At 64.5% G+C, this 14,325-nt stretch carries 17 protein-coding genes; 14 read left to right on the top strand and 3 right to left on the bottom strand.

Going from position 1 to position 14,325, the window contains the following annotated elements; translation table 11 throughout:
* The first annotated feature begins 37 nt into the window (after nt 1-37).
* Genes rph through AC1D0N_RS00310 form a run of 5 tightly spaced genes read left to right on the top strand, consistent with a single transcriptional unit; the run spans nt 38 to nt 3,330 of the window.
* Nucleotides 38-754: a ribonuclease PH gene (gene rph, locus AC1D0N_RS00330; RefSeq protein ID WP_477240250.1), complete on the top strand. Its 717-nt coding sequence runs from the start codon at nt 38-40 to the stop codon at nt 752-754.
* Between the two features lie 14 nt (nt 755-768).
* Entirely contained in the window at nt 769-1,179 is a 411-nt protein-coding gene (locus AC1D0N_RS00325) for a VOC family protein (RefSeq protein WP_477240248.1), read from the top strand.
* Nucleotides 1,179-1,826: an RdgB/HAM1 family non-canonical purine NTP pyrophosphatase gene (gene rdgB / locus AC1D0N_RS00320; protein WP_477240246.1), complete on the top strand. Its 648-nt coding sequence runs from the start codon at nt 1,179-1,181 to the stop codon at nt 1,824-1,826. Before AC1D0N_RS00325 ends, rdgB begins: the two co-directional genes overlap by 1 nt.
* An 11-nt stretch (nt 1,827-1,837) precedes the next feature.
* A complete protein-coding gene (hemW, locus tag AC1D0N_RS00315) occupies nt 1,838-3,001 on the top strand; it encodes a radical SAM family heme chaperone HemW (protein WP_477240244.1) in 1,164 nt (387 codons plus the stop codon).
* Nucleotides 3,002-3,006: 5 nt separating this feature from the next.
* Nucleotides 3,007-3,330 carry a low molecular weight protein tyrosine phosphatase family protein gene (locus tag AC1D0N_RS00310; protein ID WP_477240242.1) on the top strand — a complete coding sequence of 108 codons (324 nt, stop codon included), beginning with the start codon at nt 3,007-3,009 and terminating at the stop codon, nt 3,328-3,330.
* 35 nt (nt 3,331-3,365) lie between these two features.
* Here AC1D0N_RS00310 and AC1D0N_RS00305 read toward each other — a convergent pair whose 3' ends face one another.
* Together AC1D0N_RS00305 and AC1D0N_RS00300 are read right to left on the bottom strand one after the other, a co-directional pair.
* The gene (locus AC1D0N_RS00305) at nt 3,366-3,551 is read right to left on the bottom strand and encodes a hypothetical protein (protein WP_477240240.1); all 186 of its coding nucleotides are present in this window, start codon (nt 3,549-3,551) and stop codon (nt 3,366-3,368) included.
* A 7-nt stretch (nt 3,552-3,558) separates the two neighbouring features.
* Nucleotides 3,559-3,744, bottom strand: coding sequence for a hypothetical protein (locus AC1D0N_RS00300; protein WP_477240238.1), 186 nt, complete (start codon nt 3,742-3,744; stop codon nt 3,559-3,561).
* Nucleotides 3,745-3,907: 163 nt separating this feature from the next.
* Between AC1D0N_RS00300 and rsmI the strand changes: the two genes are divergently transcribed.
* Both rsmI and AC1D0N_RS00290 read left to right on the top strand, forming a co-directional pair.
* Entirely contained in the window at nt 3,908-4,822 is a 915-nt protein-coding gene (gene rsmI, locus AC1D0N_RS00295; RefSeq protein ID WP_477240236.1) for a 16S rRNA (cytidine(1402)-2'-O)-methyltransferase, read from the top strand.
* The gene (locus AC1D0N_RS00290; protein ID WP_477240234.1) at nt 4,815-5,192 is read left to right on the top strand and encodes a YraN family protein; all 378 of its coding nucleotides are present in this window, start codon (nt 4,815-4,817) and stop codon (nt 5,190-5,192) included. Before rsmI ends, AC1D0N_RS00290 begins: the two co-directional genes overlap by 8 nt.
* Nucleotides 5,193-5,457: 265 nt before the next feature.
* Here the strand turns inward: AC1D0N_RS00290 and AC1D0N_RS00285 are convergent, their stop codons facing one another.
* Nucleotides 5,458-6,264: an undecaprenyl-diphosphate phosphatase gene (locus AC1D0N_RS00285; protein ID WP_477240232.1), complete on the bottom strand. Its 807-nt coding sequence runs from the start codon at nt 6,262-6,264 to the stop codon at nt 5,458-5,460.
* A 173-nt stretch (nt 6,265-6,437) separates the two neighbouring features.
* Here AC1D0N_RS00285 and AC1D0N_RS00280 point away from each other — a divergent pair, with 173 nt between their 5' ends.
* The 7 genes from AC1D0N_RS00280 (at nt 6,438) to dapB (ending at nt 14,310) form a co-directional block, all read left to right on the top strand.
* Complete coding sequence (locus AC1D0N_RS00280; protein WP_477240230.1) at nt 6,438-7,130, top strand: glutathione S-transferase family protein; 693 nt, start codon at nt 6,438-6,440, stop codon at nt 7,128-7,130.
* A complete protein-coding gene (queG, locus tag AC1D0N_RS00275) occupies nt 7,111-8,271 on the top strand; it encodes a tRNA epoxyqueuosine(34) reductase QueG (protein WP_477240228.1) in 1,161 nt (386 codons plus the stop codon). Before AC1D0N_RS00280 ends, queG begins: the two co-directional genes overlap by 20 nt.
* Nucleotides 8,268-9,170: an SDR family oxidoreductase gene (locus AC1D0N_RS00270; protein ID WP_477240226.1), complete on the top strand. Its 903-nt coding sequence runs from the start codon at nt 8,268-8,270 to the stop codon at nt 9,168-9,170. Before queG ends, AC1D0N_RS00270 begins: the two co-directional genes overlap by 4 nt.
* 65 nt (nt 9,171-9,235) lie before the next feature.
* Entirely contained in the window at nt 9,236-10,318 is a 1,083-nt protein-coding gene (mepA, locus tag AC1D0N_RS00265; protein WP_477240224.1) for a penicillin-insensitive murein endopeptidase, read from the top strand.
* Between the two features lie 103 nt (nt 10,319-10,421).
* A complete protein-coding gene (locus tag AC1D0N_RS00260) occupies nt 10,422-11,447 on the top strand; it encodes a glucokinase (RefSeq protein WP_477240222.1) in 1,026 nt (341 codons plus the stop codon).
* A 170-nt stretch (nt 11,448-11,617) separates the two neighbouring features.
* Nucleotides 11,618-13,471, top strand: coding sequence for an ABC transporter ATP-binding protein (locus tag AC1D0N_RS00255; protein WP_477240220.1), 1,854 nt, complete (start codon nt 11,618-11,620; stop codon nt 13,469-13,471).
* Nucleotides 13,468-14,310: a 4-hydroxy-tetrahydrodipicolinate reductase gene (gene dapB, locus AC1D0N_RS00250; RefSeq protein WP_477240218.1), complete on the top strand. Its 843-nt coding sequence runs from the start codon at nt 13,468-13,470 to the stop codon at nt 14,308-14,310. Before AC1D0N_RS00255 ends, dapB begins: the two co-directional genes overlap by 4 nt.
* Nucleotides 14,311-14,325: the final 15 nt, after the last annotated feature.

The raw sequence follows: 14,325 nt of genomic DNA, 5'->3' as shown, positions 1-14,325 counted from the left end.
CGGCCACGATTCCGAAAAACATAGGAAAACAGCCTGAATGCGCCCTTCCAAACGCCAATTCGACGAAATGCGCGCCATCTCCTTCGAGCGCGGCGTCTCCAAGCACGCCGAAGGCTCGTGCCTGGTGAAGTTCGGCGACACGCATGTGCTGTGTACGGCGAGCCTTGAGGAGAAGGTGCCGGGCTGGATGCGCAACTCCGGCAAGGGCTGGGTGACGGCCGAATACGGCATGCTGCCACGCTCGACCGGCGAGCGCATGCGCCGCGAGGCGTCCGCCGGCAAGCAAGGCGGCCGCACGCTGGAAATCCAGCGTCTGATCGGCCGCTCTTTGCGCGCCGTGGTCGACCTGCAGGCGCTGGGCGAACAGCAGATCACCGTCGACTGCGATGTCATCCAGGCCGACGGCGGCACCCGCACCGCTTCGATCACCGGCGGCTGGGTGGCGCTCTACGACTGCCTGCGCTGGATGGAAGCGCGGCAGATGGCCAGCGTCGCCAAGGTGCTGAAGGATCATGTCGCGGCGATCTCCTGCGGCATCCATGACGGCCAGCCGGTCATCGACCTCGATTATGTCGAGGATTCCTCGGCCGGTACCGACGCCAATTTCGTCATGACCGGCAAGGGCGGCATCGTCGAGATCCAGGGCACGGCCGAGGGCGAGCCTTTTTCCGAGGATCAGTTCGCGGCGCTGATGGGCTTGGCCAAGAAAGGCATCCAGCGGCTGGTCAGCCTGCAGCAGATGGCTGTGGCGTAACCTTCGGCTTCACGATGACCCCCGCCGCCATCCTGGAATCAGCCCTCTACGTCACCGATCTGGCGGCGGCCGAAGCGTTCTACACCGACATCCTCGGCCTCGATCTGCTCGGCAAGGTCGACGGCAGGCACATTTTCTTCCGCTGCGGTTCCGGCGTGCTGCTGGTCTTCAATGCCGAGGCGACGAAAGTCCCGCCGGCGCCCGATGCGCGGCTGAAGGTGCCGCCGCACGGCACGGTTGGCGACGGCCACCTCTGCTTTGCGGCAAGCGCTGCCGAGATCGCCCGCTGGAAGGCGCATCTCGAGGCGAAAAAGATCGCCATCGAAAGTGAGTTCGAATGGCCGCAAGGCGGCCGCTCGATCTATATTCGCGACCCCTCGGGCAATTCGATCGAATTCGCCGAGCCAAGAATCTGGGGCCTTTGATGCATTCTCTCGATGGCAAGAAGATCGTCGTTGCCAGCCATAATGCCGGCAAGCTGCGCGAATTCGCCGATCTGATGGGGCCGTTCGGCTTCGAAGCGAAATCGGCCAAGGACTATGGCCTGCCGGAGCCGGACGAGACCGGCACCACGTTTGAGGAAAACGCCTACATCAAGGCGCTGGCCGCGGCCAAGGCGACCGGCCTGCCGGCGCTGTCGGACGATTCCGGCCTGTGCGTCGATGCGCTCGACGGCGCGCCCGGCGTCTACACCGCCAATTGGGCCGAGACGCCGGATGGTTCGCGCGACTTCGGCATGGCCATGCAGCGCACCGAAGTGGCGCTGCAGGAAGTCGGCGCGGCTCTGCCGGAACAGCGCAAGGGCCGCTTCGTCGCCGTCATTTGCCTGGCCTTTCCCGACGGCGATGCCGAGTACTATCGCGGCGAGGCCGAGGGAACGCTGGTGTGGCCGCCGCGCGGCGAGCTCGGCTTCGGCTACGACCCGGTGTTTTTGCCCAATGGTTTCGACAAGACTTTTGGCGAGATGAGTGCCGAGGAAAAACACGGCTGGAAGCCCGGCCAGCCGACCGCATTGTCGCACCGCGCCCGCGCCTTCCAGAAATTCGCCCAAGCGCGACTTGGTTCGGAATGATTGGGTCCGGCATGACCATGCCCCTCGACCGCAGCCCCGGCTTCGGCGTCTACATCCATTGGCCGTTCTGTGCGGCCAAGTGCCCGTATTGCGACTTCAACAGCCATGTCCGCCACCAGCCCGTCGACCAGGAGCGTTTTGCCCGCGCCTTCGAGACCGAGCTCAAGACCATGCGCGAACGCACCGGACCGCGCGACGTCACCAGCATTTTTCTCGGCGGCGGCACGCCGTCACTGATGAAACCGGAAACGGTGGTGGCGGTGCTGGACGCGGTGGCCAAAAACTGGACGGTGCCCGATGGCATCGAGGTGACGCTGGAAGCCAATCCGTCCTCGGTCGAGGCGGAGCGCTTTCGCGGCTATCGCGCGGCCGGTGTCAACCGGGTGTCGCTCGGCGTGCAGGCGCTGAACGACAAGGATTTGCGTTTTCTCGGCCGCTTGCACAATGTCGATGAGGCGCTGCATGCGATCGGGCTGGCGCGCGAAATCTTTCCGCGGCTGTCGTTCGACCTGATCTATGCGCGGCCCGGCCAGACGCCAGAGGCTTGGGCATTGGAGCTCGAACAGGCGATCGGCCACGCCGCCGACCATCTGTCGCTCTATCAGCTGACGATCGAGGAAGGCACGCCGTTCCACGCGCTGCATGCAGCGAAGAAATTCGCCATTCCCGACAATGACCACGCCGCCGACCTCTATGCGCTGACGCAGGAAATCACCGCGGCGCACGGGCTGCCGGCCTATGAGATTTCCAACCACGCCCGGCCGGGTGCCGAAAGCCGGCACAACCTGACCTACTGGCGCTATGGCGAATATGTCGGTGTCGGCCCCGGCGCGCATGGCCGCTTCATCGAAAACGGCCGCCGCACAGTCACGATCGCCGAGAGAATGCCGGAGACCTGGGCCAATCTTGTCGAGGCCAAGGCTCATGGCGTCACCGGTGGCGAAATCCTGACCCGTTCGGAGGAGGCCGACGAGTTCCTGTTGATGGGCTTGCGGCTCGCCGAAGGCATCGACCTGTCGCGCTACGAAGCGTTTTCCGGACGCAGCCTGTCGACGGCGCGGCTGACGGTGCTGCAGGACGAAGGGCTGGTGGCGCCGATCGGCAATGCAAGGCTGCGCGCCACGGCCGCCGGCATGATCGTGCTCGACGCCGTGGTGGCGGATCTGGCGAGATAACCCCTTTGAAAAACGTGCTCTTCGTCTGCAGCCAGAACCGCTTGCGCAGCCCGACTGCCGAGCAGGTGTTTTCCAAGCGCCAGGATATCGAGGTCGCATCGGCGGGAACAAACCACGATGCCGACACGCCGCTGACGCATGAGCTGGTGGCGTGGGCCGACATCATCTTCGTCATGGAGAAGGCGCACCGCACCAAACTGCAGAAGAGATTTAGGGACAGCCTGAGCAAGGCCCGGGTGATCTGCCTCGACATCCCCGACGACTACGAATTCATGGATCTGGAGCTGATTGATCTGCTGAAGGCACGGGTGTCCAGGTATCTGGGCTAAGGCGTTCTAGAACCGCCATTCCGTGCATATGGCGCCTAGGCGTCGTGTTTGTGGCGGCGTTTGGTGCGGTCTTTTTCGGCAAGCGCCTCCCCAGGCCGGACCTGCTTGGCAGTGCCCTTGTCGCGGCGGATATGCTGGTCGGCAATAGGATGCGGCGGGACGCCTTCCCTGGTGGTTTTCGTTTCAAGACGGGTGATGAAAATATCGAAGCGATTGGGCATCGTCCGGTCAGTGCTCCGTCGTGCTGTCGGGTTCGTTGTCGGAAAGCCTGATCTCCGCTGCCGGCGCGCGCGGGACAGGCTTTTGCGACTGTCTGTTGCCTTTTTCGCTCGGCACGCTGTCCTTCGGCGCGGCAAAGCGCTTGCGGCCGGCATAGTAGGGCTCGAAAACGTCCTGGATCTTCAGGCTGTCCATCCTGTCCTCCTCCTCAGAGACTCAGGGGGTAAATTCGCCGGGCTTGGTTTCGTTCCCCACTGTGGCAAAGGCATGGCGGCCACATTACATCGCGGTCACGTTTTGCAACCGCGCCTGCTCCGTGCCAAACAGGGTAAACGCATTCGAAATATCAGGGGCACTGGTGACCGGTGATACGGCAAAACGCAGCTATGTGATCGGGCAGACCGAGATATCGGTCCGGCCGCTGCAGCCGGCGCTCTATCTGGTGGCGACGCCGATCGGCAATCTCTCCGACATCACGCTGCGCGCGCTGGAAACGCTCGCCGCCGCCGACGTCGTCGCCTGCGAGGACACCCGGGTTTCGCGCGTGCTGCTCGACCGCTATGGCATTCGCCGCCGCACGTCAGCCTATCACGAGCACAATGCCGGCGAGGCCGGGCCAAAACTGATCGCGGCCCTGCAGGCCGGGCAGAGCGTGGCGTTGATCTCCGACGCCGGCACGCCGCTGATCTCCGATCCCGGCTACCGGCTGGTCGGCGAAGCCATCGACCACGGCATTCGCGTGGTGCCGATCCCCGGCCCGTCGGCACCGCTTGCCGCACTGACCGCGTCCGGCCTGCCGTCCGACGCCTTCCTGTTTGCCGGTTTTTTGCCCGTCAAAACCGGACAGCGGCTGACCAAGCTGGAGACGTTCAAGGCAGTGCCGGCGACGCTGATCTTCTTCGAATCGCCGCGCCGGCTGGCCGAGACGCTGGTCGCCATGGTGGACGTGCTGGGCGGCGAGCGGAAAGCCGCGATCGGCCGCGAGCTGACCAAGACCTTTGAGGAAATGCGCACCGGCACATTGCAAGTGCTGGCCGACCATTATGCGGCCGCCGACACGCCGAAGGGCGAGATCGTCATCTGCGTCGGTCCCGCCGAGGCCAAGGCAGACCAACCGGCCGATATCGACCGGCTGCTGCTGTCGCTCGCTGCCGAAATGCCGGCCTCCAAGGCCGCGGCGGAAGCCGCCAAAATGACCGGCGGTCAGAAACAGGCGCTCTACCGGCGGCTGCTTGAACTTAAGGATACCGTTGGAGAAGGCGACGGTGGCTGAGCGCCAGGCCGCCAGCCGCCAAAAGGCCTATCGGCGCGGCCATCGCGGCGAGTGGCTGGCGGCAGCGGCTTTGATGCTGAAAGGCTATCGGATATTGGCCCGCCGCTATCGCACCAAGCTCGGCGAAATCGACCTGATCGCGCGACGCGGCAATCTGGTGCTGTTCGTCGAAGTCAAGGCGCGCCGCACACTGATCGAAGCGATGGAGGCCATCGCCCACGAATCGGAGCGCCGCATCGAAGGTGCGGCCGATCTCTGGCTGATGCGGCAGCGGGATTATGGAAAACTGTCGATGCGTTTCGACATGGTGGCGGTGCTGCCCTGGCGCTGGCCGGTGCATGTCGAGAATGTGTTTTATGGGAGGGATTAGCTGAGGTCGGCACCCTTCCTTCGTCATCCTAGGGCGAAGCAGGAGCGGAGCGACGTCGCGGAAACCCTAGGGTCTGCGCCCCGACGTCTAAGCGCTTCTGCGGTGCAGAATGTGGAGGATGAAGAACCACGGCTTGGCAATGTTTATTCTCGACCGCGGTGCTCCTCGATCGAGGTCACGGCATGGATCCTCGGGTCTGCGCCGCGTCGCTACGCTCCTTGCTCCGCCCGTGGATGACGAAGTCGCGGAGGCCGCGGAACACTCCTCACCCCCAGATGAACAGCGCCACCAGCCCGACAATCCCCACCACCAGCCGCCACCAGCCGAACAGCGAGTAGCCGTTGCGCGAGACGTAGTCGAGCAGGAAGCGGACGACGATCAATGCGGCGATGAAGGCGGCGACGAAACCGATGGCGATGATCGGCAGGTCAGCGGTGCTGAGCACATTGCGGTTCTTGAACAGGTCGAAGGCGAAGGCGCCGACCATGGTCGGGATGGCGAGGAAGAAGGAGAACTCCGCCGCCGCACGCTTGTCGACGCCGAGAAGCAGCGCGCCGACGATGGTCGAGCCGGAACGCGACGTCCCGGGGATCAGCGACAGGCACTGGAACAGGCCGATCTGCAGATAGAGCCGCGTCGGAAAGCGCTCGACGTCGCGGTAGACCGGCTTGAGGTTCATGCGATCGACCGCCAGCAGGATGACGCCGCCGATGATCAGCATGATGCAGATCAGCCTCGGCGATTCGAACAGCACCGTCTTGATGAAATCATGCGCCAGCGCGCCGATGAGTGCCGCCGGCAGGAAGGCGATGAGGATGCCGATGACGAAATGCCGCGTCAGCCGGTCATGCGGCAGGTCGATCAGCATCTGCCACAGGCGGCGGAAATAGACGCTGAGGATGGCCAGGATGGCGCCGAGCTGGATCAGGATCTCAAAAGCCTTGCCAGTCGAGTGGAAGCCGAGAAAATGGCCGGCGAGCAGGATATGACCGGTCGAGGAGACCGGAATGAACTCGGTCAGCCCCTCCAGCAGGCCGAGCAACAGGGCTTCGACGATGGTCTGGCTTTCCATGGCAACCTCGGCATTGACGTGAGCGCTTGAGAAAACGGCTTGCGAAAGGGCTTGCTTGTCATGGCGCGGAAGTCCCCCTATAGGTCGCAACACCCTGACGGCCCGGAATCCGGGCGGCCAAGACTTACCGGCGCCGCCGGCGATTCGCCAGTGCGCCTTATTATCGCGGGACCATGCTGACGCTTTTCCACCACCCGATGTTCGCCACCTGCCGCTTCGTTCGCCTCGCCTTCGGCGAGTATGGCGAGGAACTGGCGCTGATCGAAGAAAAGCCGTGGACGCGGCGCAAGGAATTTTTGGCGCTGAACCCGGCCGGAACCTTGCCGATCCTGTTGGCCGAAGGCGACGTGCCGATCGTCGGCGCCATGGTGATTGCCGAATATCTCGACGAGACGCGCGGCGTGTTGAAGCGCGACAAAAGGCTGTTTGCGGAAGACCCGATGGAGCGCGCCGAAATCCGCCGTCTGACCGACTGGTATCTCACCAAGGCCGAAGGCGAAGTGACAAGGCATCTGGTGCGCGAACGCGTGCTGAAGCCGGTCATGCCGGAAACGGCGGGCGGCGGCTCGCCCGATTCGGCGGCGATCCGCGCGGCCCGCGCCAACATCCGCCAGCATATGAAATATACCAACTGGCTGGCCGGCACCCGCCACTGGCTGGCCGGCTCAAGGGTGACCTATGCCGACCTCGCGGCGGCTGCAACGCTGTCGGTGCTGGATTATCTCGGCGAGATCGACTGGCGCGAACACACCGCGGCGCGCGAATGGTACACGCGGGTGAAATCGCGACCGTCGTTCCGGCCGCTTCTGTCCGACCGGGTGCGCGGCCTGTCACCGGTGTCGCATTATGCGGACCTCGACTTCTAAGAGCGAAACCCTGCGCGCGCTGATCGACCGTGAAGCGCGGCGCGCCGGTTTCGATGCGGTTGCCGTCACCACGCCCGACGCGATTCCGCTGGCGCCGGCCCGGCTCGCCGAATTCGTCGCCGACGGTTTTCATGGCTCGATGGCCTGGATCGCCGAGACGCTTGAGCGCCGGGGCGAACCGACGGTACTTTGGCCTGAGGTTCGGTCCATTGTGGTGCTGGCCATGAATTATGGTCCGGACCATGACCCGCGCGCGCTGCAAGCCAGGCGCGACCGCGGCGCCATCTCCGTCTATGCGCAGAACCGCGACTATCACGAGGTGATGAAAGGCCGGCTGAAGGAAATCGCCGGCAAGATCGTGGCGCGCGCCGGCGGCGACGTGAAAGTGTTCGTCGACACCGCCCCGGTGATGGAAAAGCCGCTGGCCGAAGCCGCCGGGCTCGGCTGGCAAGGCAAGCACACCAATCTGGTCAGCCGCGAGCATGGCTCCTGGCTGTTCCTCGGCACAATTTTTACCACGGCCGAACTCGAGCCCGACCGGGCGGAGATCGACCATTGCGGCTCCTGCCGCGCCTGTCTCGATGCCTGCCCGACCGACGCCTTTCCGGCACCCTACCGGCTCGATGCGCGGCGCTGCATTTCCTATCTCACCATCGAGAACAAGGGGCCGATCCCGCACGAATTCCGCGAAAAGATCGGCAACCGCATCTATGGCTGCGACGACTGCCTTGCCGCCTGCCCGTGGAACAAGTTTGCCAAAACGGCTTCCGAGGCCAAGCTTGCCGCACGCGCGGATTTGCGCGAACCGCCGCTCGGCGAGCTGCTTAGCCTCGACGACGCGGCGTTCCGGTCTTTCTTCTCGGGTTCACCGATAAAACGCATCGGCCGCGACCGCTTTGTCCGCAATGTGCTGATCGCCGCCGGCAATTCCGGCGATTTTTCGCTTGTCGACTCCGTGCGAGCGCTGCTCGGCGATGCCTCGCCGCTGGTGCGGGGTGCTGCGGTATGGGCGCTGGCGCGACTTGTGCCTGAGAGCGAATTTGCCGACCGTGCCGCCGCTGCGATGAAAACAGAAAGCGAAGAAGCCGTGCGAAACGAATGGCTTCTGGCGTTGCCCCCTCCAATCGAGACGCATGTATGAGCGAAAAGCAGATCCTCATTTTCGGCGCCGGCTATTCAGGCAAGGCTTTTGCCCGAGGCAACGCCAATGACAACAAGATTTTCGGCACGACGCGCTCGACTGAAAAATTCGCGGCGCTGCGGCAGACCGGCATCGAGCCTCTGCTTTTCGATGGAGCGCTGACACCGGAGATCAGCGACGCGCTGAAGACAACGACGCATCTGATCATCTCGGTGGCGCCGGAAGAGGCCGGTGACCCGGTGCTGACTGCCGCGCGCGCAAGGATCGCGGCTGATATGCCGGCCCTCGCATGGATCGGTTATTTGTCCACCGTCGGCGTCTATGGCGATCATGGCGGTGGCTGGGTGGACGAAAGCGCCGCATGCCGGCCGGTGTCGAAACGGTCGGTGATGCGGGTCGCGGCAGAACAGGATTGGTTGAAACTCGGCCAGGATATCGGCCGGCCGGTGGCGATCTTGCGGCTGTCCGGCATTTACGGACCAGGCCGCAATGCGCTGGTCAATCTGGACAACGGCACCGCGCGGCGGCTGGTCAAGCCCGGCCAGGTGTTCAACCGCATCCATTGCGACGACATTGCCGGCGCGCTCTGGCATCTGGCGGAGAGCAATAGAGGTGGCATCTTCAACGTCACCGATGACGAGCCGGCGCCGCCGCAGGATGTCGTCACCTATGCCGCTTCGTTGATGGGTGTCGCACCACCGCCGGAAATTCCGTTCGAGACCGCCCAACTTTCGCCCATGGCGCGGTCCTTCTATGGCGAGAACAAGCGGGTCGCCAATACGGCGATCAAGGCGGCGGGCTATCGCTTTCGCTTTCCGGACTACCGCACCGCCTTCGATCATATGTGGGCAAGCGGCGACTGGCGCGACGGCGAAGCGCGCAGCCCGATGAAGCGCTGACGATCGAAGCGTCGTGTGTGTCGTGCTATGATTCGAGCATTGGGATTGCGGTGGGGTCCGGTTTCATGAAGACAGCGATGCGGCTCGGCAAAACGTCAATGCTAGCGGCGGCACTCGGCCTGCTCACAATGGCCGGGCTCGCCGCGCAGCCGGCGGCGGCCGAAGAGCGGGCAAAAGACCTGTTCGGCGCCAAGAAATTGCCGGCGGCGGTGGCGGCGCAATCGATCGGCTTCTATTCCAAGGGCTGCTTTGCCGGCGGCGTCGCCATTCCCATGGACGGTCCGAACTGGGAGGTGATGCGGCCTTCGCGCAACCGCCGCTGGGGCCATCCCGTCATGATCGCGCTGGTCGAAAAGCTGTCGCGCGACGCAGCGGCCGACGGCTGGCCAGGCCTGTTGATTGGCGACATTTCGCAGCCGCGCGGCGGCCCGATGATGACCGGCCATGCCTCGCACCAGATCGGGCTCGACGCCGACATCTGGCTGACACCGATGCCGGCGCAAAAGCTTTCGACCGACAAGCGCGAATCGATGAGCGCCACCTTGCTGGTCGACGAAAAGACGCATCTGGTGAAGGACGCGCTGTGGACGCCGGCACATATGCGGCTGCTGAAGCGCGCGGCGAGCTATCCGGAGGTCGAGCGCATCCTGGTCAATCCGGGGATCAAGAAAAAGCTCTGCGACACCGTCAAAGGCGATCGCAGCTGGCTGCAAAAGATCAGGCCGTTCTGGGGCCACGACTATCATTTTCACATGCGCATCGGCTGCCAGCCGGGCTCGCCCAACTGCAAGGCGCAGGAAGCCACCACGCCCGGCGACGGCTGCGACAAGTCGCTGGCCTGGTGGTTCACCGAGGAGCCGTGGCGGCCCAACAAGAACCCGGATGCGCCCAAGGCGCGCGACATCATGACGATGGCGAACCTGCCCAAGCAGTGCCAGGCGGTGCTCGACGCGCCGGCGCCGGCCTCGGCGGAAGCTGCCACCTATCATGGCGGCGACGTGCCGATCGCGGCCGCACCTGCTCTTGCAGATGCAGAGCCGGCTCCGCCAGCCGAAAGCTCAGGAACAGTTCTGCCGGCTTCGGCCAATGCTTTTGCGGCGACCCCCGAGATCCACATTCCGCTGCCGCGCCCGCGGCCGGGAAACTGACCTGTCAGCGGTCCCTGGCGAAATCCATTCTTTCCCTTTCCAAACTCATGCGCTAGTCAACGAAGAACGGTGCAACGCCGCCGGAACGGGGACGGACAAGGGCATGCCTAGCGTGAGTGACGACGATACTGTGCTGCGGTTTCCGATCCTGATCGGCGATATCGGTGGCACCAATGCGCGCTTTTCGATCGTGCTCGACGCGAATTCCGAACCAAGCGAGCCGCAGATCGTGCAGACGGCCAACTTCAACACCATCGACGAGGCGATCCAGGCGGCGGTGCTCGACCGCTCGTCGGTGCGGCCGAATTCGGCGGTGCTGGCGGTTGCCGGGCCGGTCGACGGCGACGAGATCCAGCTCACCAACTGCCCGTGGATCGTCAAGCCGAAGCAGATGTTTGCCAATCTCGGCCTGAGCGACATCGTCGTGCTCAACGATTTCGAGGCGCAGGCGCTTGCCGTCGTCGCGCTCGGCGAAGAGCATATGGAAAAGATCGGCGGCGGCACGCCGGAATCCAATGCCGGGCGCGTGGTGCTCGGTCCAGGAACCGGGCTCGGCGTCGCCGGATTGATCCATGCCCTCAATCACTGGATACCGGTGCCAGGCGAGGGCGGCCATATGGACATCGGACCGCGCTCAGCCCGCGATTTCCAGGTGTTCCCACATATAGAGAAGCTCGAGGGCCGCATTTCCGGCGAGCAGATCCTGTGCGGACGCGGCCTGGTCAACGTCTACCGGGCGGTGGCCAAGGCCGACGGCAAGCCGGCGCCTTTCACGACGCCGGCCGAGATCACCGCTGCCGCACTGGCGAAAACCGACCGGATCGCCGAAGAAGCGCTGTCGATGTTCGTCACTTGCCTCGGGCGCACCGCAGGCGACCTGGCGCTGGTGTTCATGAGCCGCGGCGGCGTCTTCCTCACCGGCGGCATCGCGCAAAAGATCGTGCCGGCCCTGAAAGCCGGCAATTTCCGCGCCGCTTTCGAGGACAAGGCGCCGCACAGCGAGCTGATGCGCTCCATGCCGGTCTACGTCATCACCCACCCGCTGGCGGCGCTTCTGGGGCTTGCCGCCTACGCCAGAAACCCGTCGCTGTTCGGCGTGCAGACCGCGGGACGGCGCTGGCGCGCCTAGACGCTCCCGTCGCGAGCATCATGTTTTCCAAAAACCGCTTCCGGCCTTTTTGGAACCGTGCTGCGGGCCGCGACGAAGTTTCGCCATAGGCAAGCCACGACCGGGGCGCTAAGAGGGGGGCCGAATTCCAGCCCGCTCTACCATGCGGAAACCGACGAAGCGCTGCAGATTTGACACTTCAAAGCCCAAACACGGCGAAAGCTCGGCCCGGCGAGGTCACGGCGGTGCTGCGCCGTATCATCGCTGAAAACGGCCGTGACCATCGCTGGACCTATGCGGTCGTCATCGTCTGCTCGCTGCTGGTTTCGGGCGCGACCGCCTTCACGGCCTGGGTGATGGCCCCGATGGTCAACGAGATCTTCTACGAGCGGCGCGCCGACTCGGTGCTCTGGATCTGTGCCGGCTTCATGGGTGCCTTCATCGTGCGTGGCTTCGCCGGCTATGCTCAGGCGGTGGGGCTGGCCACTATCGGCAACAATCTGGTCGCCCGCTACCAGAAACGCACCTTCGATCATCTGATGAAGCTCGGCGTCGACTTCTTCAACGACACGCGTTCCGGCCGGTTGGCGGCGCAACTGGACGAAAATATCGGCGGCATCCGCGACCTGTTGTCGTTGACGTTGATTTCGATCACCCGCGACGCGGTTACGCTGGTCGGCCTCGTCGGCCTCATGGTTTACCAGGATCCGGTGTTGTCGCTGAGTTCGCTGCTGATCGGGCCGCCGCTGATCTGGGCCGTCGTCTACATCACCCGCAGGGTCCGCAAGATCAACCGGGAATCCGTGCTGATCAACTCGCGGCTGAGCGGGTCTGTCCAGGAGGCCACGCAAGGCATCGCCATCGTCAAGGCCTTCACCATGGAGGATGAGCTGGCACGGCGCATCGGCGTCATGGCCGACACGGCGGAGCAGCGCAGCAACAAGATTGCGCGCGTCTCGGAGCGGCTGTCGCCGATTTCCGAGATGCTTGCAGGTCTCGCGGTCACCGCTGTCATCGGTTATTCCGGCTATCGGGCACTGGTCCTCGGCCAGCCGCCGGGCGCGGTGTTTTCGTTCATCACCGCGCTGATCCTGGCCTATGATCCGGCACGGCGCCTGGCGCGCATGCAGGTCACGATGGAGCGCGCGCTGGTCAATGCGCGCATGATCTACGAGCTGCTCGATCTCGAACCGAAACAGAGCGACGCGCCAGATGCCGTCGAAGCGCGGATCACCACCGGCGAGGTGCGCTTCAACAATGTGACGTTCGGCTACAGCTCCGATATGCCGGTTCTGAGGGATCTGAGCTTCACCGCCGTCGCCGGCAAGGTGACGGCGGTCGTCGGCGCTTCGGGCGCCGGCAAGTCGACGCTGGTGGCGCTCTTGCAGCGCTTCTACGACGTCGACAAGGGCAGGATCGAGGTCGATGGCTGGGACCTTGCCAAGGTGACGAAGCGCTCGCTGCGCCAATCGATCGCCTATGTCTCGCAGGCGCCCTATCTTTTCGAAGGCACGATCCGCGACAACATCCGCTACGGCCGGCTCTCCGCCAGCGACGCCGAAATCGAACAGGCCGCGCAACAGGCCGCCGCCGACGAGTTCATCCGCCAGCAGCCGCAAGGCTATGACACGCCCGTCGGCGAAAACGGCGTGACGCTGTCGGGCGGCCAGCGCCAGCGCGTCTCGATCGCTCGCGCCATCGTGCGCAATGCACCGATCCTGCTGCTCGACGAAGCGACCTCGGCGCTCGACAACGAAGCCGAAGCCCGCGTCCAGCAGGCACTGACTCAGGTCATGGAAGGGCGCACCACCATCGTGATCGCGCACCGTCTGTCGACCGTGGTCAATGCCGACCACATCATCGTGCTCGAGGACGGCCGGCTGGTCGAGGAGGGTACGCATGCCTCGCTGATGGCCGATCCGTACAGCGTCTATGCCCGGTTCCATCGCATACAGGGCATCGATGGCCTGGGACTTGTCGACGACAGCGCGACGACCCAAGGTGCGGTTGAGGATTTCGAGACGCAGGCCGGGAGCACGAGATGAGCGAGACGTCCGCAGCCGGGAAGCCGGCAGGCGATATGGGCCTGGTGGTGGTGGGGGCGGCCGGCCGCATGGGCCAGACGCTGATCCGCGCCATCCATACGATTCCCGGCGCGCGCGTCGTCGGCGCGGTCGAGCGCACAGGGTCGCCCTATCTCGGACGGGATGCGGGCGAACTCGCCGGCATCGGCATTATCAATGTGGCGATATCGGACGATCCGCTGCCGGTGTTCGCCAAGGCCGACGGCGTGCTCGATTTCACCATGCCGGCTGCCACCGTCGAATTCGCCGGCTATGCCGCGCAGGCGCGCATTGCCCATATCATCGGCACCACCGGCTGCTCGGCCGACGACAATGAAAAAATCGCAGCGGCGGCGCGCCACGCGACGATCGTCAAATCCGGCAATATGAGCCTCGGCGTCAATCTTCTGGCGGTGCTGGTGGAGCAGGCCGCGAAGGCGCTCGACGCCGACGATTTCGACATCGAGATCCTGGAAATGCATCACCGCCACAAGGTCGATGCGCCGTCGGGGACAGCACTGCTGCTCGGAGATGCCGCCGCCGCGGGGCGCGGCATTCCCCTTGCCGGCAACGACGTGCGGGTGCGCGACGGCCATACCGGCGTGCGCAAGACCGGCTCGATCGGCTTCGCCGCGCTGCGCGGCGGCTCGGTGGTCGGCGACCATTCAGTGATTCTGGCCGGCACCGGCGAGCGCATCACGCTTGCCCACCATGCCGAAGACCGGGCAATCTTTGCCCGCGGCGCGGTCAAGGCGGCACTCTGGGCACGCGGCAAGAAGCCGGGACTGTATTCGATGCGGGACGTGCTCGGGCTCGCCTGAGATTTCCATAAACTT

The organism is Mesorhizobium sp. P2_E10, assembly GCF_056404235.1.
This window is presented reverse-complemented; position numbering and strand designations above follow the sequence as displayed.